Source organism: Ditibartonella choladocola (assembly GCF_002007565.1).
GTDB lineage: Bacteria > Pseudomonadota > Alphaproteobacteria > Rhizobiales > Rhizobiaceae > Bartonella > Bartonella choladocola.
Genome location: NZ_CP015625.1, coordinates 131,449 through 152,594 on the forward strand (window position 1 = coordinate 131,449; position 21,146 = coordinate 152,594).

The 21,146-nt window shown below is 43.5% G+C and carries 11 protein-coding genes; 7 read left to right on the top strand and 4 right to left on the bottom strand.

What is annotated here, in order from left to right; genetic code table 11:
• Nucleotides 1-670: 670 nt before the first annotated feature.
• Nucleotides 671-2,203, bottom strand: coding sequence for a YifB family Mg chelatase-like AAA ATPase (locus tag BBC0122_RS00640; RefSeq protein ID WP_077990368.1), 1,533 nt, complete (start codon nt 2,201-2,203; stop codon nt 671-673).
• 336 nt (nt 2,204-2,539) lie between these two features.
• Between BBC0122_RS00640 and BBC0122_RS00645 the strand changes: the two genes are divergently transcribed.
• The 3 genes from BBC0122_RS00645 (at nt 2,540) to thpR (ending at nt 9,837) form a co-directional block, all read left to right on the top strand.
• Nucleotides 2,540-4,510, top strand: a complete 1,971-nt coding sequence (locus BBC0122_RS00645; protein ID WP_440131338.1) for an autotransporter assembly complex protein TamA — start codon at nt 2,540-2,542, stop codon at nt 4,508-4,510.
• Nucleotides 4,510-9,204, top strand: a complete 4,695-nt coding sequence (locus BBC0122_RS00650) for a translocation/assembly module TamB domain-containing protein (RefSeq protein ID WP_077990371.1) — start codon at nt 4,510-4,512, stop codon at nt 9,202-9,204. Before BBC0122_RS00645 ends, BBC0122_RS00650 begins: the two co-directional genes overlap by 1 nt.
• Nucleotides 9,205-9,282: 78 nt before the next feature.
• On the top strand, nt 9,283-9,837 hold the full coding sequence (gene thpR / locus BBC0122_RS00655; RefSeq protein WP_077990373.1) for an RNA 2',3'-cyclic phosphodiesterase: 555 nt from the start codon (nt 9,283-9,285) through the stop codon (nt 9,835-9,837).
• A gap of 172 nt (nt 9,838-10,009) precedes the next feature.
• Here the strand turns inward: thpR and BBC0122_RS00660 are convergent, their stop codons facing one another.
• From BBC0122_RS00660 to BBC0122_RS00670, 3 genes are read right to left on the bottom strand one after another with little or no spacing between them, the layout of a single operon-like run.
• Complete coding sequence (locus tag BBC0122_RS00660; RefSeq protein WP_077990375.1) at nt 10,010-10,981, bottom strand: glycosyltransferase; 972 nt, start codon at nt 10,979-10,981, stop codon at nt 10,010-10,012.
• A 2-nt stretch (nt 10,982-10,983) separates the two neighbouring features.
• Nucleotides 10,984-11,907 (bottom strand): glycosyltransferase, encoded by a 924-nt coding sequence (locus BBC0122_RS00665; protein WP_077990377.1) that lies wholly within the window; start codon nt 11,905-11,907, stop codon nt 10,984-10,986.
• Nucleotides 11,908-11,916: 9 nt separating this feature from the next.
• Complete coding sequence (locus BBC0122_RS00670) at nt 11,917-12,858, bottom strand: glycosyltransferase family 2 protein (protein ID WP_077990379.1); 942 nt, start codon at nt 12,856-12,858, stop codon at nt 11,917-11,919.
• Nucleotides 12,859-14,297: 1,439 nt separating this feature from the next.
• On the opposite strand from BBC0122_RS00670, the gene BBC0122_RS00680 reads away from it, so the two are divergent.
• From BBC0122_RS00680 to tsaE, 4 genes are all read left to right on the top strand, one after another.
• Nucleotides 14,298-15,263 (top strand): FkbM family methyltransferase, encoded by a 966-nt coding sequence (locus BBC0122_RS00680; protein WP_188318056.1) that lies wholly within the window; start codon nt 14,298-14,300, stop codon nt 15,261-15,263.
• Nucleotides 15,264-15,646: 383 nt separating this feature from the next.
• Nucleotides 15,647-17,044 carry an adenosylhomocysteinase gene (gene ahcY, locus BBC0122_RS00685; protein WP_077990386.1) on the top strand — a complete coding sequence of 466 codons (1,398 nt, stop codon included), beginning with the start codon at nt 15,647-15,649 and terminating at the stop codon, nt 17,042-17,044.
• Nucleotides 17,045-17,175: 131 nt separating this feature from the next.
• Nucleotides 17,176-19,659, top strand: coding sequence for a sensor histidine kinase (locus tag BBC0122_RS00690; protein ID WP_077990387.1), 2,484 nt, complete (start codon nt 17,176-17,178; stop codon nt 19,657-19,659).
• Nucleotides 19,656-21,143 carry a tRNA (adenosine(37)-N6)-threonylcarbamoyltransferase complex ATPase subunit type 1 TsaE gene (tsaE, locus tag BBC0122_RS00695; protein ID WP_077990389.1) on the top strand — a complete coding sequence of 496 codons (1,488 nt, stop codon included), beginning with the start codon at nt 19,656-19,658 and terminating at the stop codon, nt 21,141-21,143. Before BBC0122_RS00690 ends, tsaE begins: the two co-directional genes overlap by 4 nt.
• Nucleotides 21,144-21,146 lie beyond the last annotated feature (3 nt).

Genomic DNA, 21,146 nt, shown 5'->3' on the forward strand with positions numbered 1-21,146 from the left:
TTGCGAAATTTCGCTCCTGCTTTTTGCAGGATCGAGAGAAAACCATTGTCATGACTTGAATAGGTGAAAGTCCGTCTATCGGTTAATTTTCAATTCTTCGGTTTTTCATGATGTGATAATGAATAAAAATGTAAGTTTTTTAATCATATTATAAATGAATATTTTATATAAAATTTCAATTTTTTAATTATTATAATTATAAAAAATTTGTTTTATTTATTTAAAATTTTAATTAACATATATAATTATTGTTATATTTAAGTTATTTTTATATTTATGTTATGTTTATTTGTAGTGAAATTTAATTTATTTAGTGATTTTATTATAGGTTAATTATCTTTTCAGGTAAAATCGGAATACTGCGAATTTATATAAATGTGGTTACATAAATCCGGTTTTCTTCCAAAAATTATAATGGCATTGGTGTGAATTATGGTGCAGGCAATTTTCTGTTTCTGATCGAAACATTCAAAAACCTACACCGGCACTAAAACCACTTCTTCTCATAAATTTTATTTGTTTTCTGAAAAATTCAGGAAGATTGTTATGATGTTTTAAAACGGATGAATGTTTAGTGGCACAGACCATCATAGTCACAAATGATAGTCTTTTACTTCATCAATATTTCATGCAACATATTCAGTAATATTGGAACATTTCAGAAAATAATTCAGGCAACGGCTGCAAGTCGCTCGTTTCCCAAACGATAGGAAACCGCTTCGGCAAGATGGCGTTTGGTAAGATGCGTCTCACCGTCAAGATCGGCAATCGTACGAGCAACTTTCAGGACACGATGGTAGGCGCGCGCTGAAAGGCGCATTTTTTCGCTTATCGTTTGTAATAATATTGTTGCGGCACCATCAAGAACAGCAACTTTTTCGATCAGATTTGCAGGACAATCGCCATTGGTGCGGATTTGGGGTATTCCCAGTTCTGCATATCTTTTTGTCTGTATATCTCGTGCTTTTCTAACGCGTTCGGCGACAATGCGGCTTGGTTCGGCTTCAGCCGGTTTGATGAGATCAAGTGCCGATAAGGCAGGCACATCAATACGTAAATCTATGCGGTCAAGTAATGGTCCGGAAATGCGTGCCTGATAATCAAGCTGGCATTTCGGGCCTTTGGCGCAAACATGCCCCGGTTCTCCTGCCATACCACAACGACAAGGGTTCATGGCGGCTACAAGCTGGATACGCGCCGGATAGCTGACATGCCGGTTGGCACGCGCAACAACGCATTCTCCGCTTTCAAGCGGCTGGCGCAAAGAATCGAGAACCTGTGGCGAAAATTCGGGAAACTCATCGAGAAACAACACACCATTATGGGCAAGTGAAACTTCACCGGGGCGCGCTTTAATGCCACCGCCGACCATAGCGGCCATGGATGCCGAATGGTGGGGCGCACGGAAAGGCCGATGAATGGAAACAGAACCGTTCGTTGTTTCTCCGGCAATCGAGGCAATCAGCGAAACATCAAGAAGTTCACGTGCATCGAGCGGCGGTAGAATGGAAGGTAAACGCTCGGCCAACATCGATTTGCCAGCTCCGGGAGGGCCGACAAACAACAAATTATGGCGTCCGGCAGCGGCAACTTCGAGTGCACGTTTGGCGGCATTTTGCCCCTTTATGTCGGCAAGATCAGGCAAATTATCCTGAACAATATATTGGCGTGGCTGTGGCGGCGAAAGAAATTGCGAACCTTTGAAATGATTGACCAGAGCAAGCAAACTTGAAGGGGCTAAAATGTCGATGTCGGATCCTGCCCAGGCGGCTTCCGGCCCACATTTTTCGGGGCAGATCAGCCCCTTATCGGAAGCGACAGCGGTCATGGCTGCGGGCAAGACACCGCTCACCGGTGCGATGGAACCATCCAGCCCCAATTCCCCCATGACAACGTATTTTTGCCCGATTTCAGGGGGTAAAAGCCCCATTTCGACCATAAGCCCGACGGCTATCGGCAGATCATAATGGGAACCTTCTTTGGGTAAATCGGCCGGCGCAAGATTGACAGTAATCCGTTTGATCGGCATGGATAAACCACAGGCATGAAGTGCTGCTTGCACGCGTTCGCGACTTTCTGCAACCGCCTTGTCGGCAAGGCCAACAATCGACATCCCCATTTTACCATTGGCAATCATAACCTGAACATCAACAGGTAAAGCGTCAATGCCGGAAAAGGCAACAGTCGTAATACGTGCAACCATTTGTCTTGTTCTCATGTGAGTTGTATCAAAATGAGACAACCATTATTTTTAGTGAAAATCAAGAACATTTCATGAACAAATAATAAATTTATAGTTGTTTTTATATCCGGTTGAAAATTGACGCTTAACACTTCCTTGACGAAAATGAAGCAAAATCATGTTTGGTTGTGTATGAATAGACAAGAACCTATGGTATCGAAGAAAAAGACATATTTAAAACATCAGGTGATGTTTGTCTTTTGCCGTCGGCAAAAACGTGGAATCGGAACTATGGGGCGCTATGTTCAGTGAATAAACGGGTCAATTTCAGAGTTTTGCGATAAAGAGTTAAGTGTTTTGGTAACAACGAGTACAAAGTCGAGGTTGAAGAGGGGAAGCGCTTTTGTCGCTTTCGGAGCCTGTTTTGCACTCGCTTTTTCTTACCCGCAAGCAGCAACTGCTTTTGATCTTTTCGGTATCCATTTATGGGGAAAGAAAGACCAGACCGACAAAAATTCCGATGTTATCGGTGTTCCCAAACATTATAAAGTTAAAGTGACCAATGCTCCGAATGCACCGGAAGCGGGCGTAAAAATTGTCAAGGCAGCGTCTTCACTTGTCGAGGATGAAGATAAAGCTGCCTCCGGTTCTGCAGGACTTTTGGCCAAAGCGCGCGGTGATTACAGGAAAATTCTGGCCGCTCTTTATGCCGATGGTTATTACGGGGGAACAATCAGCATTGCTGTAAATGGCGCAGAAGCAGCCAATATTCGACCAGATACAGAATTGCCCGACCAATCCGACATTGTCATCACAATTGATACCGGACCGCAATATCATTTCGGTGTTGCGAGCGTTCATGATCTCGCGCCAAAAACCGACGACAAAAAAGACAAAGTTCCTCTTCCGGCCGATTCTGGATATGCGTCAGGGGATGTTGCAAAATCCGGTTCGGTCTTCAAGGCGGAACAGCTAGCCATCGAGGGCTGGCGCCAGCAGGGTTACGCCAAGGCTAGCGTAAAAAATCGCGATGTGGTTGCCGATCATGCCAGTCGCACTGTCGATTCCAATATCGAGGTTCAGCCCGGTCAGAAGGCACATTACGGTCCCTTGACAGTTAAAAACGTCAGTGAAAAACCGCGCATGGATTCAGCCTATGTTGCTTGGATGACAGGACTGAAAGAGGGGCAGGAATATGACCCCGATGATATTGCCAAGGCCAATAAACGTCTGGCACGGCTTGATGTATTTCGTGCTGCCAATGTAAGGGAAGCAGACAAGATCAAGGCTGATGGCAGTTTGCCGCTCAATCTTACGGTGCAAGAACGGCCACTCCATCGTTTCGGCGTTGGCGGCAGCTATTCAACACTTGATGGCGCAGGCTTTGAAGCCTATTGGATGCACAGAGATCTGTTCGGTCATGCGGAACGCTTGCGTTTTGATGCCAAGATTAGCGGCATTGGTGGTAGTCAGGATGATTCGTATAATCCGAAAAATTTCAGTTATCTGTTGGGAACGACTTTCACCCGTCCGGGTATTATTACGCCTGACACCGATTTCGTCGCGAGTCTCAAAGGTCAACGTGAGGTTCTTGATAATTATACAACCACGGGGTTAACCGGACAGCTTGGTTTAACGCAAATTTTTAGCGACGAGTTATCGGGACGCCTTTATTTCAATGCTGCCCAAACCAAATCGGAAGACGATTATTTCGGCAATCGCGATTTTACAACAGTCGGATTTTTGGGAGGTTTGCTTTATGACAGCCGTGACAACAAATCCAATCCGAAACATGGTCTTTATGGCGAAGCTGTTCTGGAGCCGATTTACGAAATTCATTATGGAAACTTTATCGGCAAGATGACATTGGAAGGCCGTTCCTATTTTTCACTTGATTCAAAAGATCGCTATGTCATTGCAACGCGGGCAAAGATCGGTTCGATTACCGGTCCGGAAGCGCGCGAAATCCCCTCCGATATGCTCTTCTTTGCCGGTGGCGGTGGTTCGGTACGTGGCTATGGCTACCGCAATATTGGTATCAGAACCGATACGCACGATACAATTGGCGGCCGTTCACTTGTCGAAGGGTCGGCGGAACTGCGCACAATGGTGACCGATACAATCGGTCTCGTCGGTTTTGTCGATGCCGGTGTTGTGGGGGCTGATTCCACACCGGATTTTTCCGAAAACACCAAAGTCGGTGCCGGTATTGGTGTTCGTTATATGACAGGGCTCGGACCATTGCGTTTTGATGTCGCAGCACCTCTTGATGGTGCGGTCGGCGACCCCGATCTCGGTTTTTATGTTGGCATAGGGCAGGCGTTCTGATGATGAAAAATTTTTCACTTTCAGCTTTTATGACCGCATTGTTCCTGATCTTTGCAGGCTTGACGGCAAGCTTTGCCGAGACTTCTTCACCCGCCGGTCATGATACGGCTGCGGCCGAAAAATCGTGGGTTTTGTCATTTATTGAAAGCAAGATTTCCTCACCCAACCGGCAAATCCGTTTTGCCGATATTGAAGGGGCTTTGTCGTCGAATGCCACAATCGGCTCGATTACGATTGCCGATCGACAAGGCGTTTGGCTCAAGATCACCAATGCCAAGCTTGACTGGAATCGTTTGGCACTATTGCGCGGGCAAGTGTCTATTAACGAATTGTCAGCCGAAAAAATTGATATTTTCAGAAAACCTTTGCCTGATACTTCGGCACCCAGTCCCCAGTCCAAGGGCTTTTCTATACCGGACTTGCCAGTTGCAATAAGCATCAAATCGCTTGATGCAAAGACAGTTGCATTCGGAGAACCACTATTCAATCTTCCTTCCGAAGTGTCGTTGCAAGGCGGTATAACCCTTGCCGATGGTGATCTCGCAGCCCGACTTGTTATGAAACGTCTGGACAAGCCCGGCAATTTCGACGTGTTGGCCGATATTTCCAACAGCACCAATAAGGCAAAAATCGATATTGAAGTCTCGGAGCCGGAAAACGGCATTGTTGCCAATCTTTTAAAAATAAAAAATCGCCCCTCTGTTGCTTTGATAGCAAAAGGCGAAGGACCGCTTGATAATTTCGAGCTTGGTCTTTCTATGAAAGCCGGTGCCGATCCGGTGTTGAATGGCAAATTCAAGCTTCAGGGCACAGAAAGCGGAAAATCGATAAATGTTAACCTGTCGGGGCCAATTGTCCTTTTGATGCCGGACGAATATCGGGCATTTTTCGGGGCAAGGACGGATCTTGAATTGGCAGCTTTGCTGAAAAAGGACGGCGGTTTTCGGCTTGACAAATTTTCGATCAATGGTGAGGGCGTTCATATAGCGGCAAATGCAGAAACATTGTCAGACGGTTTTTTGCGCCGTTTGGCGGTCAAAGCATCAGTCAAAGCGCAAACAGGTGAGGCAATTATTTTGCCTGTCGCCGGAGGCAAGACACGTGCCGATAATATTGCTCTTAATATTGATTATGGGCGCAATGAAAGCTCAATGTGGAATGGGCAATTTATCGTCAATAATTTTGCAAACGAAAATTTCATTGCCCATGATATTACTGTTGATATGGGTGGGGACTCGGAAAATCTCGATGATGTGAATAATCGTCATGTCGGGTTGCAGATCAGCGGCGCAATCAACGGCATGGCAACGCCCAAGAGCAAGATTTCGGATGCTTTGGGAAAATCGGTCAATTTGAAAGTCGATGCCGATATTCTTGCCCGTCAGCCGGTGACTATACGCACTGTCAATCTTTCTGCTAACGGGCTTACTTTATGGCTGAAGGGGCAGGTCGAGAAGCTTCAATTCAAGGGAAATCTCGGCATTCAAGCCGATACATTGGAACCTTTGGCAATGTTGAGCGGAAAACCGCTTTCAGGAGCAGCCGATATTGAGGCAAATGGTATCATCGGCCTTGTCGGTGGTTCTTTCGACCTTGACCTTTCCGGAAAAACTGTGGCTTTGAAAACCGGCAATGAGACGCTTGATCGTTTGTTGGCTGGCAATGTCAGATTGTCGGGCGGAATAAAACGCGACGAAACCGGAATTACAACGCGCCAATTTCAGCTTGGTAACGACCATATCAAGCTTGAAGCGAATGGCAGCTTCTCGAGTGATGAAGCCGATATGGACTATCAGCTTGATCTTTCCGACCTTAATCTCGTCAATTCCCGTATGCATGGAGCCGTTGAATTGCAGGGTGCTGCCCGTGGTCATAACCGTCTTGTTGCTTTAAGTCTTGGAGCAAAGATAAAAGAAGCAACTTTATCAGGTCAGAAAATGCAGGATACGGCAATTTTTGCCAATGCCGTTCTTGATAACACCTCTCCTGTCGCCACCTATTTGAGCGGTTATGTAGACGGTAGCGGCCTATTCGGAGGTGAAAAACTGAAACTAAGCGGAAGTTTTTCCGATAGTGACCAATTCAAAAGTCTGAACAATCTCGACATTCTTGTCGGCGAAACGCATGTGAACGGCAATCTGAAGCAAAATCTGGAAGGACTGATTGACGGCAATATCCATGTTGACGCACGCGATATTTCAACATTGAGTGCGCTTTTGCTCACCGACGGCCATGGCAGTATGACGGGTGACTTTAATTTAAGCGAAAGTGAAGGAAAACAGAGCGGTCGTCTGAAGGCTCATATCGACAAACTGGTTATAGGCGAAAATCATGTTGAAAGCCTTGATATGAATTTGACGCTCGATGACCCGAAAGGCGCTTTCCGTGTCAATGGTTTTGTCAATGCTTCGGATATTCGTGTTGCCAATTTTGTCGTCAATACGATAAAAGCGACTGCAAAAGACATGGATGGAAAAACCGCTTTCCAGGTTTCTGCGGATGTCCAGAACAATATCAAGGCCGATCTTTCCGGTCTCTCGATCTACCCTCCAGCAAACGGGGATGAAGTGCAAAACGGTCAAGGGGATAATCGGCGGTTGACGATCGCGCTGGATTCTTTGAACGTTACACAGGATACGGTTCATGCAAAGCTTTTAAATCCGGCTTCGGTGATTTTGTTTGACGATAGTTACCGGATTTCGCCTTTGATATTGGATGTCAATGGCGGGAAATTTTCGATTAAAGGCGATGGCGGAGCAAAACTTGATTTAGAGTTGCAAATGGATCATTTGCCCGTTTCACTTGCCAATCTGGTAAAACCGGATCTTCGTGCAACCGGTACTTTAACCGGTCAAGCCGATATAAAAGGAACGCCGGATACACCTGATGTCGCCTTTGATATGAAAGGCGAAGGTCTGTCTATCGGCCTTCTTAAAGACAAAAAGATAGCACCATTTGCACTTGATGCCAAAGGCAGAACCAATGGCAAATCGGTCAATGTTGATACAAGAATTTCCGGTTCCGGTCTTGATGTCGAAGCCAGTGGCAAAGTACCGCTGGATGCAGGAAATCTCGATCTCGATATAAGCTTGAAAAACTTGCCCGTTGCTCTGGCAAATGGTTTTGTTGCCAATCAGAATCTTGGTGGAACCGTCTCCGGTCACGCCCACGTCGGCGGACAGTTGAAAGCACCGACGGCAACATTCAATCTTTCAGGCCAAGGCTTGAGAGCCGATCTGTTGGCAAAAAACGGCCTTACGCCAATCAGTTTGAATGCTCAGGCGCGTTATGAAAATAATGTTCTTAATCTTGAGCAATTCAATGCAAATGGGCCGCAAGGGCTTAATATGTCGGCAAATGGCCGCATTCCGGTCAAAGGCGATGGCATTGATCTTCATGTCAAGGGTGCTGCTCCCTTGGCAATTGCCAATCAATTCCTTGCCGAACGTGGAACGCAACTTTCCGGCTCGGCAAATGTTGATGCGACAGTCAGAGGTTCCTTTTCAAAACCGGAATTGAATGGTCGTTTTTCTCTTGCAAATGGTACTTTTATTGATCCGCAAAGCAATTTGCGCCTGAACAATATTGTGGTTGATGCCGGTTTGAGTGGTGAGCGCATTGTGCTCAACCGCGCCAACGCTTCATCATCTGCTGGCGGGACAATTTCTGCCAATGGTTCCATCTCGACAGATTTTTCTGCCGGTATGCCCGCTGATATGACCGTTCGCCTCAATCACACACGCTATAGCGATGGGGAAATGGTTGTTGCCACCGTTGATGGCACTTTAACAGTGACGGGTGGGCTTTTAAATAATCCGGTGATTGGCGGTGATCTTACAATCGAAAAGGCTGAAATTACCGTTCCGGATCGTTTCGGCGGAGCAGCTCTGATTGATGTCAAACATAAACATCTTACAAAAGATATTGAAACAACGCTTGAGCGCGCAAAAATTGATACCGGAAGACAGAAAGTTGCAACCGCGCCCGCAAAACCTTCCGTTGTCCAGTTGAAATTGCATATCCGTGCACCGAACCAGATTTTTGTTCGCGGTATGGGGCTTGATGTCGAATTGGGTGGTGAAATCGGCCTGTTCGGTCCGGTCAATGATATTCATCCTGTCGGCGGTTTCCAGATGTTGCGAGGCCGGTTTGAAATTCTTTCACAACGCCTCACCTTCACAGAAGGAACGGTGACACTCGTTGGCAATCTCAATCCTGAAGTCAATTTTGTTGCGACCACGCAAGGAAGTGACATTACGGTGACGGTAACCGTTAGCGGTACAATCAATGCACTCAATGTTTCCTTCACTTCGGTTCCGGTATTGCCTCAGGACGAAGTTCTCGCCCGTTTGATTTTCAATCGTTCGATCAGCGAACTGTCACCCTTCCAGATTGCGCAGCTCGCTTCTGCTGCTGCTGAACTTGCCGGTGTTACCAACACGTCGCTTCTCGGTTCCTTACGGTCGACTACCGGTCTTGATGATCTTGATGTTGTGACAGATAAACAGGGGAATACCGGTGTTAAAGCGGGTCGCTATATTCGCGATAATATCTATCTCGGTGTCGAAGCCGGTTCGGGTGGCAACACTAAAGGCACAGTCAATCTGGATATTTCCAAAAACTTGAAAGCCAAAGGCGCACTTGGTGCACAAGGCGATTCAAGTGTTGGTGTTTTCTATGAAAAAGATTATTAAAACGAGGAATATTGTTTTTGCCGGAAATGGCCTTCCGGCGTTCGTTTCATCGTCACTCACAACGCGTAAGGAATCATAATGCCCCGACTTTTTGCCGCATTGGAAGTGCCGCATGATGCCGCATTGTCCTTGTCACTGTTGCGAGGCGGTTTACCTGGTGCGCGTTTCATCGAAGTCGAGGATTATCATATCACCCTGCGCTTCTTTGGTGACATGAGCAATCAGATGGCTGATGAACTTTTAGAAAAACTCGATCATATTAAAAGAAAGCCATTCAGCCTTCGCCTCAAAGGCATTGATGTTTTCGGTTCAAAAACACCGCATTCGATTTATGCAAGTGTAGAACCATGTGAGGAACTCTTGCTTTTACAAAGCGACATTGATCGTATTGCCAAAAGACTTGGGCTCAAATCGGATAAAGGAAAATATATTCCTCACGTGACAGTTGCTCGCCTCAAACAGGTGAAGCTTGATGATTTATTGCCCTATCTTTCTTCACATGGCCATTTTGAAACGGGGTATTTTCCGGTTAACCGCTTTGTGATGATGTCTTCACATGAGTCAATTGGCGGCGGGCCTTATATTGTTGAAGAGCATTGGCAGCTCGACCGACAGCCTTCCTCTTTTGAATGAAGAAATTTTATAATTTATCGGAACCGGAACCGGAACCGGAACCGGAACCGGAACCGGAACCGGAACCGGAACCGGAACAGAAACCGAAACTGAATCTGAATCTGAAACCGGAACGGCATTGCGGTTTATAAACAAGATCGACGCGCGAATGTCGGCCTTGAGTGGCAAGTTCCTACTTTTTGTGCCTTGACAGTTTCGACATCAATTTTGAAACAAATGATGTTTTACGAAGCATTTCCTGTTCAAAGCGTTTTCTGTCGTCAACCGTCAAGATTTGATCGAGAATCTGTTTTCCAAGTTTATTCCTGTCGATCTGTTTGAATTTGTAACAGAGTTCCTGATAGGCAAAGGGGCTCAATGCGTTTTTGTAATCATATCCTGTGCGGGATTTTGTCGCTTGCAATTCACGCGCAATTGTCTGCAAAATCTCGACAATCTCACCTTGTCTGTTGCTGGCATTCATAATCGAATTTTTCCGGTTGATACGATAATATATCAATCGTTCCCAGACCACAGAAAGCGTTTTCGCGTTCAATAGCGTGTTGAAATAAAACGGCATATCCTCGAAAATAAGACCTTCAGGAAAACGTGCGTTTATTTTTTCGATGAGTGAGCGTTTGGTGATCTTGTTCCATGCGACAACAAATGAATCATAGGAAAAGATTTTTTCAGGCTCGATATCCTCAAGAGAAAAGGAATGATGTGTTCCTCTGAACTTTTTGAACAATGGAAGTGCGGTCTGGTTGTCTTCCTCGGTGATATTGCCGGTTTGGTCATCAAGATAGGCTGTTTGACAATATACAATATCGCAATCGTATTTTTTTGCCGGTTCATACAGCTTTTCATATGCATCCCGACGAATTTTGTCGTCCGAGTCAAGAAAAGCAATGTAATCACCTGTTGCTAACGGGATTGCTGTGTTTCTTGCCGCACCCAAACCACCATTTTGCTTCCGGATAGCGGTAATTCTTTTATCGCGGGATGCATATTCGGCAATGATCTGAGGACTTTCATCAGTACTGCCGTCGTCAACAATAATAATTTCCAAGTCTGTGAAGGACTGTGAGACAACGCTGTCAAGGCATTCACGCAACCATGGAGCAACGTTATAAACCGGTATAATAACTGATATAGCTGGAGCCATTCTTATTTGCCGTAAAGAGGAATTGTATTAAAAAGATAAACATATTCTCTGTGGCGTGGTTTTCTCACGACAATAAGAGGCAAGCCGAAGATATAATATTTCACACCAAAACTTTTCCTTTTAACGCGATATAACCATTTGGGACAGGATGATGTCACTTGTTGGGGAATGTTTTCTTGTGGAGGAAGATTTCCCTGCTTCAGCTTCTCCAAATAAGTCAGGCGCCCGGTTTTCAGCCATTCCATATCTTCTTCATTACGCCAACTCGCTTTCCACCAATGAATACTGAAATTATTTTTTGTAAGGCAATTGTCGCTGAATTTTTCGCCGTAGCGGAACGGGTAAAATGTTTCTTCCGGGTATATGATTATATCCAATAATCGGGTTATTTTGGAAACGCGACGACTATCGAATGGAGCAAAGTTATAATCCCTCTTCAGGATATATGTCATTATCTCTGGTAACAGATGCCGCGGTCCCTTGAAGATCTCGTTCTTTTCGTAATAATCAAGCATAGATTTTAGAAAAGGGTGGTGTTTCACACCTCCTATAATGGCACCATTTACTTCTGTAGGAGATTGAAACCCCACAAAAAGGGACGCAGATAACAGGGGATCGAAACTTTTTGACGCAGTGACATCGGTGTCAAGATAAATGCCACCATAATCATGCAAAACTTTGAGACGCACATAATCCGAGACATAGGCCCATAATTTGCGGTCATATACGGCTTTCAACCATTGGCATTGTTCAAGTGTTGCTTTAAAATCAAACCACTCGGATTTTTCTTCACCGATTTTGATGATCTCATAATCGGGCATGGCAAGTTTCCAGGTCTGGATACAGGCATGGACATCGGCCGGCATATCATCACCAAACCAGACGTAAAAAAGACGCTTGGGCAATTGTGATGTTTTTTTCATCATGAACCTTACTTATCGACGGAAAAAATTGATTATACGTTTGGCGAAGTTGGTTTTTTGACCCGATATGTCAGCAGCTATTTCCAAAAGATAGTTTTTCTCGGATTCGTTCAAGCCAACAAATGGCGATTTTATAAATTTGCGAGCCATATCTTCTTTTCCCCATCTAATATGTTGTTCGGCAATTTTTTTCAATGTCGGGGATATATCAAGGCGATAAGGCAGTTTGGATGCGATCGCAAAAATTTTTGCCAATACGGTCATCCGGTCATCATTGTTGGCTTTCTGTTTGGCAGGAAGAGCACAAACCGAATTCGGATTATCGCGATTGTAAAAATAATATTCATCGGGAACAAAAACCAACTTTTCGGCTCCGTTTAGCGCCTCGAAATTGAAAAGAATGTCTTCGGCAAATCCGTTATAACCTTTCTGCTCAAGAAATGAGATTTCACGGTTCATCAACGAAGAACGTCTGTAGATTTTCCCATGAACTGCGGGAAAAAATATCTGGCATAACAGTTCGTTTTTTTCAACAGGTTCAGTGTAAAGAGATTGGTGATAGTCTTCTCTATAGGAACACTTGTCATGATGGACAATTGAATGATTGGTAAAAGCAATATCGGCGTTGTTTCTGTCGCTTGCAGCAACAAGGACGTCTATAAATTTTTCAGAAATCCAATCATCAGAATCCACAAAACAGAGATAATCTCCCGTTGCCAGTCTAATGCCGGTATTTCTGGTTTTTGTTATGCCTTGATTTTTTTGATGAAAAACGCGGATGCGTGAATCTTTTTTAGCATATCGGTCACAAATTTCACCAGACCGATCCTTACTTCCGTCATCAATTAAGATAATTTCCAAATCGGAAAAAGTCTGATTACAAATTGACGCAAGTGTTTTTTCAATGAAATTTTCAACATTGAAAACCGGTACTATGACAGAAACTTTTACCATTTTTCTTATTAATTCCTTAAGTGCCGCGCAAGAAGATATGCGTTATCAGAGCTGTTATCTCGAATAAACATCATATGTAAACATATTGGCGTAAATGTAGCAAAAATTAGAGTCCATCATCTGTCATGCTATATATTATTGGTTTATTCCCATCGCCGTGCCGAAACGCTTACGAATCATTAACATCAGTTATCGTGAAATACTTCTAAACAATTACGATTAAGTCTGCAACCCTAAGTAGTATTTTGTTATGAAACCAAAATTATCCATCTCATGTCCAATCACCAGTTGATTGCTTACCAATATACAATAATATAAAATTTATATCGAATCGGCAATCGTCAAAAATACTAGTGAATTTTTCGTTTTATCAAATATAAAATGGTAAATAATCTGTCGACACAAATTTCTATAACCAGACAAAGACGAATTGAATAGCGATGTATGGAAAAGAAATTATGCAAATTTTAAGTATTTTTGATGTTATAGATATTTTTAATTATTTATTTTAAAATATAACTATCAGTTTTTGTCGTGTATTTTATTAATCCGATTAAAAAAGGTTAAAAATATATTAAAATTATTATTGGGGATCAAAGTCGAGGTCAAAAAAACTGGCGTCTTTTTACGAAAAAATAAAGTCCAATGTCTTCGATTGCTTTTTGATTGTGGTGTCGTCTATGCACGCAATGAGTGTATAAAGGCCGTAAAAACCAAATTCGCACTTTTGTGCGACGATGATTTTGTATTCACTGACAAAACGGATATCAATATTCCGCTTTAAGCTCTGAAAAAATTTCCGGAAATCGGAAATGTCACAGGTGCTGTCATTGCCCGTCGTGAAGCGGGTAGCGCGTTATAGTTGCAGAAACGTTATTATGAAAAATTTATGTATCTTGATAAAGGGAGAGGGACACTTTGCTCCGTTCCTATTTCTTACGTAAAACCACGAATATATGAAACGCCAGAGTACACCTTCTATCAATGTGACATGAGTCATCAATGTAACATTCGATCGAACATTTCTGCCATGTGTAAATATATTTTTTATATAAATCTTTATTTTGCATTTATAGAAAATATAAATTTTTATATTTAATTTAACAATCATATTATTATTAGTAATAGTTTAATATTGTTATTAAATAAGTTATTATTAATATGTTACAATATATAAAAAGTTAAAAAATTTATAACACAAAATATAAAATTACCATAAATCGTTTTATATATATTTAATAATATTAAATTAATTAATCGGGCTCCGTTCTGGGAAGCGACCAAATTTTCGAGAATATCCAATTTGCGTTTTTTGCTGTAAAAATCTATAACGTAAATTTATTCGTTTCTTATCTATTTTAAAGCTTTTGATTCAAGGACATCTTATGGGATTACGGCGCTATTTAAAAATAAACCAAATATTATCCAGGATAAAATCGTTGGATAGAAAATTGGAACAGGAAGTAATAAATCAAATTCAAACTGAAAGTAAAACTGACAGAAAAAAAGCTGATGATATTATTGTTTCGATTTTGGAAAATAATGGTGTTCTGAGCAAAAAATTAACGGGCGTAGCTGGTGAAATAGATTATGCTGAAACTGATATAAATCAAAAACTTGATAAAATATTCAATAAAATATCGTCTCTTGATAATGATGTAAATAAAAAAGAATATGTCATCAATGATGACAGAGTGGAGATTATAAAAAACCTTATTAAAGATGAACGTGCCCGCCATATTGTATTAAATATGGAGTTTGAAGGAGCCGATTTATCGCTTCGAATCGACGATTCGGATATTCGTGTGTTCAAGCAGATATTCGTGGATAACGAATATGACAGTTTAAATCTTCCCGAGACTGCAAAAACGATTATCGATTTGGGAGCCAATATTGGCCTCTCCGTGTTTTTTTTCATAAAGAAATTTCCGGATGCGCGCATCGTTGCGGTTGAACCCGATGCTGTCAACTTTTCGATTATGGAGAAAAATCTCGAAAAGTTTTCCAAATCTGTTTCTCTTTTGCAAGCTGCAATCTGGCCCACAGATGGCGAAGTTTCATTGGTTGAAGAAGATGACGATCACGCGTCTCTGGGAGCCTGGGGGTATCGCACCGAGGCTTCAAAGGACAATTCCGCGCTTTCTGTTAAGGCAATCAGTATTCCTACCATCATGAAACAATATGATATGGATTTTATTGATATATTGAAAGTCGATATAGAAGGCGCTGAATACGAGCTTTTCGAGAAAAATTATGAAGACTGGATTGATAAAGTTGGTCTCGTTATTATTGAAACACATGATCGCTTCAAACCGAATTCGGAAGCGGTGGTGCGTAAAGCATTGAAAGGTCGCTTTGATGAACTTCCGATGAAGGGCGAAAACCTGTTTTTTAAGAAAAAGTAAAATCGGAACGATAAAATTTCGAGTATTTCATCGGTTTATTCAATTTTATTATGTATCCTGATTTTTATCGCTATTCAATTTGATAACTCGTTTATAAAAAACATGATCGTTAATTAAATATCCTGTTTCATAAATTCGATATGTAAATAAACATCATAGATAATATATATTAATGATATAAGTGTTATTATAATTTACTGAAAATAACGAATTAATATTATTTTTATTTGATAAACATGTAATATATTTAAAGCACTTTGAATGAATTATAAAACGTATGGGTATTTTTGACTAGTGATATAAAGCAATCTTTATATCGCGGTTGCGCTGCGTTTCGACATCTGCTAAATCACCCGAAGCTAAAAATCTTCAAGGAGTGCATAATGGCTGCCAAAGAATATATTATCAAGGATATCGGCCTTGCCGACTATGGTCGCAGAGAACTCGATATTGCCGAAACTGAAATGCCGGGTCTAATGGCCTGCCGCGAGGAATTCGGCTCCTCTCAACCGTTGCGTGGCGCCCGCATTTCCGGTTCGCTGCACATGACAATCCAGACAGCCGTTCTTATTGAAACTTTAAAAATGATCGGTGCAGATTTGCGCTGGGCTTCATGCAATATTTTTTCAACGCAGGATCATGCTGCCGCAGCAATTGCCGCAGGTGGTACACCTGTTTTTGCGGTCAAGGGCGAAACACTTGAACAATATTGGAGCTATACCGATGCTATTTTCCAATGGCCGGATGGCAAGCCTTCAAATATGATTCTTGATGATGGCGGCGATGCAACAGCTTATATCCTGACCGGCGCCCGCGCCGAAGATGGCGAGGATGTGCTTTCAAAGCCGGAATCAGAAGAAGAGGAAATCTTCTTTGCCCAAATCAAGAAACGCATGAAAGAAACGCCCGGTTTCTTCACCCGTCAACGTGATGCCATCAAAGGTGTGACCGAAGAGACAACGACAGGTGTTCATCGTCTTTACCATTTGCAAGAACAGGGTCTCCTTCCGTTCCCGGCAATCAACGTTAATGACAGCGTGACAAAATCCAAATTCGACAACCGTTATGGCTGTAAAGAATCGCTGGTTGACGGTATCCGCCGTGGTACCGACGTGATGATGGCTGGCAAAGTTGCTATTGTTTGCGGCTATGGCGATGTTGGCAAAGGCTGTGCAGCGTCCCTTTCTGGTGCGGGTGCACGCGTCAAAGTCACCGAAGTTGATCCGATTTGCGCCTTGCAGGCAGCTATGGACGGCTATGAAGTTGTAACACTTGAAGATGCCGCTCCGACCGCCGACATTATCATCACGGCAACAGGAAACCGTGACATTGTTCGCCTTGAACATATGCGCGCAGTCAAGGATATGTGCATCATCGGCAATATCGGGCATTTTGATAATGAAATTCAGGTTGCTTCACTGAAAAACCTGAAATGGACAAATATCAAGCCGCAAGTCGACATGATTACATTTCCGGATGGAAAACGCATTATCCTTCTTTCGGAAGGGCGTCTGCTTAATCTTGGCAATGCAACAGGCCATCCTTCTTTCGTTATGTCGGCGTCTTTCACCAACCAGACATTGGCCCAGATCGAATTGTTCACACGTGGCGAGAATTATAAAAATCAGGTCTATGTTCTGCCGAAACATCTTGATGAGAAAGTTGCCCGTTTGCATCTTGATCGTCTTGGCGTCAAACTGACAACACTCTCGGAAGAGCAGGCAGCCTATATCGGCGTTTCGGTTGAAGGTCCGTTCAAGCCCGATCGTTATCGCTACTAAAATAGCTATTGCAGAACGTCGTTCATCTATATTGATTTTAAAGGTCGGGCAAAAATGCCCGGCCTTTGTTTTTTGAAGATACTTCACCTGAAAAGCATAGACATGTATGGTTAAGGCTGATTCGGCTAGATATGATCGAGAAATCAACTTTGCAGGCAAAAGGTGGATATAAGAGCAAATTATTAGCGGGGATTTCGCCGGCTTTGGCTGCTTTATTCTGTTTTCCGGCAATGTCTGTTGCAAGTCACGCTGCCGGTTTCGACGCACTTTCCGATTTTGGCAGTTCAAGCCTTCAAATGGTTGTTTTCGGTGGAATTATTGTTACCGCAGTCATTATCTGCCTCGGCATTTTTATCCGGCTTTCTTCTGAAAAGCCCAATGACGAGAAAAACGGCAAAACCGACTATTTGCAAGAAATTGATAATTATGAATTCTTGCTTACACATAGCGGACAATGTGCGGTTATCTGGAAAACGCCGGTTGCTCACCCGAAAATAATCGGCCATATGGTTGCACTTGATAAAGCGGGGATAAATTCTCAGGACATATTAAGGTTCGGCCAATGGCTTGATGAAAACGAACTGCGCGCTTTAGATGATGCCTTGAACCGTTTGCGGCAGGAGGCACAGCCGTTTACTCTTTATTTGACAACGAAACAAAAAACACTGGTTGAAGCAACCGGTCTTATTGCAGGAACTGCTGCGGTTTTACGTTTTCAGGATCTTTCCGGTCAACAGGAACAGCTTGCCAGGCTTGAAAAGGATGCCGCTTTTACGAAGACGATGCTTGCAATGCGTAATGTTCTTCTTGAAGCGCTCGATGAACCTGTCTGGCTCGTCAATAACGATAAAAGAATTATTTATGCCAATCGTGCATTTGAGAAGGCCAGCGGTTACGATCCCGAAAAAGCTGAGGAAGCTTCATTGTTTAATGAGGCGACACGTAAGAAACTCCTTGAAAATAAACCGCTTTTCAAGGGGCCTGCCTATGCCATTGTCGAAGGGGATCGCAGGCTCCTAGAAGTCACACAAGTGACGTCCGATGATGGTGTAGCGACCTTTGCTCATGATATTAGCGCCATGGAAGAAATGTCGGAAGAAATGAAGCGCATGGCGCGTGGACATTCCGAAACGCTTGACCAGATTTCAACGGCCGTTGCCATTTTTGGTCCCGACCAAAAATTGAAATTTGCCAATCAGGCTTTCGCAACGCTCTGGCCGTTGGATACGGTTTTTCTGGAAAGCGAACCCAGTCATACCCTGCTTCTTGATCGTTTGCGGGAAGAAGGCATTATTGCTGAAAAGCCCGATTGGAGGGGTTGGAAGGAAGAGCTTTTTTCCGCCTATCGTTCGGGTGAGCCAAGCCAGCAAATCTGGAATTTGCCGGATGGTCGCACGCTCAGGGTTTTGGCAAGTCCTCATCCGCAAGGTGGCGTGACATGGCTTTTTGAAAATCTTACTGAAAAAATAGATCTTGAACGGCGTTATAACAGCCTCATTGAAATGCAAGGCGAAACGCTGGACCATCTTTCCGAAGGTGTCGCCTTGTTCGGTCCGGACGGGCGTGTGCGCCTTTCCAATCCGGCATTGGCCAAATTATGGTCTTTACCCGCCGAATTGACAGTTGAAGGAACGCATATTTCAAAACTTCAGGCTGAATGCGCGCAAAAGACAACGAGCAATGCATGGGATACATTCGGTGCATTTATCACCGGTTTTAGTGAAAATCGGGATGCCATTTCGGGGCGTATGGATTTAACAAGTGGTGTTATTCTCGATTATGCGTTGGTGCCCTTGCCAAATGCACAGACCATGATGACCTTTGTCAATGTAACAGATACGGTCAATATCACCCGTGCATTGCAAGAAAAGAATGATGCATTGCGCAGTGCCGACGCATTGCGCAGCGAATTTGTTCGTCATGTGTCTTATGAATTGCGCACCCCCCTTACCAATATTATCGGCTTTTCGGATATTTTACAGAACCAGTTATTCGGACCGCTCAACTCCCGCCAGCAAGAATATCTCGAACATATCGCTTCCGAATCGGGTGCGCTTCTCGACATTGTCAATGATATTCTCGACCTCGCAAAACTTGATGCCGGCATTATGGAACTTGATATTAAAGATGTCGATATTGCCGCTTCAATGGCTTTCGCAACAGAACGCACAAAAGAGCGTCTTGGTACTCGTCCGGTACAAATTGAAGAAAAAATTGAAGATGGCCTCACGACGATTCCGGCAGATCAGGCAAGGCTACGCCAGATTTTTGTCAATGTATTGAGCAATGCCGCCAATTTTGCTCCCGACAATAGTGTTATTACCTTTTCTGCCAAAAAGGATGGAAATGACATTGTTTTTTCTGTTCACGATGACGGAGCAGGAATTCCGGAAGAAATTCTTGATACTGTTTTCAAGCGGTTTTCATCCCATGCCCATCATGGTTCACGTGCCGGAGCAGGGCTTGGTCTTTCGATTGTCAAAAGCTTTGTCGAGCTTCATGGTGGCAGTGTCGCGATAGAAACCGGAAATGCAAAAGGAACAACCGTTTTTTGCCGTTTTCCAGCCAAACGTCGTTCGCCCGCAACGTTGCTTCAATCAGAGGAAACAGAATGATTTTCAGTTTATTTCTTGAAAATGAAAAAGCAACCGAACGCTTTGGCGAGGATTTTGCACTAGCTCTTGAAAAGGGTAATCTTGTTACGCTTGAAGGGGATCTCGGAACAGGGAAAACATCGCTTTCCCGTTCTGTTGTTCGCACCCTTGCCGATAATGAAGAGATGGATGTTCCAAGTCCTACCTTCACGCTTGTTCAAGTTTATGATTTGCCAAAATTCAACCTCACCCATGCCGATCTTTATCGCATTAACGAACCGGAAGAAATTGACGAGCTTGGCTTTGAAGAGGCGCGAGAGGCCGGAGTTGTTCTTGTCGAATGGCCGGAAAAAGCCGAAGGAGAATTGGGAAAAGCAGATTTTGTCATTTTTCTTGAGCATCAGGGAAATGGTCGAAAAATAACGATTGAGGCGGAAGGCCGTGCTGCCGAAAGGCTCGAACGTTCGCTGGAAATAAGAGCGTTTTTGAGATCGAATCAACGGGGAAATTTCAAACGTCGCTATTTTACCGGTGATGCTTCGGCGCGTTCCTACGAAATTATTTATGGCAAGGACTGTCATGAGATATTGATGAATGCACCGGCAATGGAAATGCCCGAACAAAATGGCCAGTCTTACGGGGAAATAGCCCATCTTGCGACATCGGTCAGCCAGTTTGTCGGCATTGACCGGCTGATTTTGAAAAATGGTTTTGTAGCACCAGAAATTCTAGCGCAAGATTTAAAAAACGGTTTGCTCATTACCGACGATCTTGGGCGGGACGGCGTGCTTGATGAAGAACGGAAACCAATTGAAAACCGCTATATCGAATCGGGAAAATTGCTTTCTTCATTTCACCAAAAAGTGTGGCCCAAACATCAAAAATTCGATGATCTGACACTTGATATACCGGCTTATGATCGGGGTGTCTTAAGGGCAGAAGTTTCCCTTCTTCTTGATTGGTATTTCCCGTACCTTACCGGAACAGAGATAAATCAGCCTCTGAAGCAAGAATTTTATCGGCTATGGGAGCCGTTTTTTGAAATTTTTGAAAAGGCAGAACAAAGTTTTGTTATGCGCGATTATCATTCGCCCAATATTATCTGGCGGCAGAATGAACAGGGTTTGAAAAAAATAGGCCTCATTGATTTTCAGGATGGGCAAATTGGCCCGACAGCCTATGATGTTGTATCACTCGCCCAAGATGCGCGTGTTGCTATTAGCCGCCCGCTTGAGGAGCGTATCATCAAAGCCTATTGCGATGAACGCAAAAAGGGTGCTCGTATCTTTGATGAAGAACAGTTCAAACTCATCTATGCTATTGCCGGTGCGCAACGCGTTTCCAAAATTCTCGGTATTTTTGTTCGTCTTGACAAGCGTGATGGCAAGCCCGCTTATTTGAAACATTTGCCGCACTGCCGCGATTATTTGAAACGCAATCTTGAACATCCGGCTCTTTCATCATTGCGTCAATTCTATATTGCCTCGAAACTGGTTGAAGAGTGAAAA

Coding starts and splice junctions, on each gene's coding strand:
- thpR (WP_077990373.1), top strand. CDS start 9,283: ATGCCCCGACTTTTTGCCGCATTGGAAGTGCCGCATGATGCCGCATTG.
- BBC0122_RS00650 (WP_077990371.1), top strand. CDS start 4,510: ATGATGAAAAATTTTTCACTTTCAGCTTTTATGACCGCATTGTTCCTG.
- BBC0122_RS00660 (WP_077990375.1), bottom strand. CDS start 10,981: ATGGCTCCAGCTATATCAGTTATTATACCGGTTTATAACGTTGCTCCA.
- BBC0122_RS00665 (WP_077990377.1), bottom strand. CDS start 11,907: ATGATGAAAAAAACATCACAATTGCCCAAGCGTCTTTTTTACGTCTGG.
- tsaE (WP_077990389.1), top strand. CDS start 19,656: ATGATTTTCAGTTTATTTCTTGAAAATGAAAAAGCAACCGAACGCTTT.
- BBC0122_RS00640 (WP_077990368.1), bottom strand. CDS start 2,203: ATGGTTGCACGTATTACGACTGTTGCCTTTTCCGGCATTGACGCTTTA.
- ahcY (WP_077990386.1), top strand. CDS start 15,647: ATGGCTGCCAAAGAATATATTATCAAGGATATCGGCCTTGCCGACTAT.
- BBC0122_RS00690 (WP_077990387.1), top strand. CDS start 17,176: ATGATCGAGAAATCAACTTTGCAGGCAAAAGGTGGATATAAGAGCAAA.
- BBC0122_RS00670 (WP_077990379.1), bottom strand. CDS start 12,858: ATGGTAAAAGTTTCTGTCATAGTACCGGTTTTCAATGTTGAAAATTTC.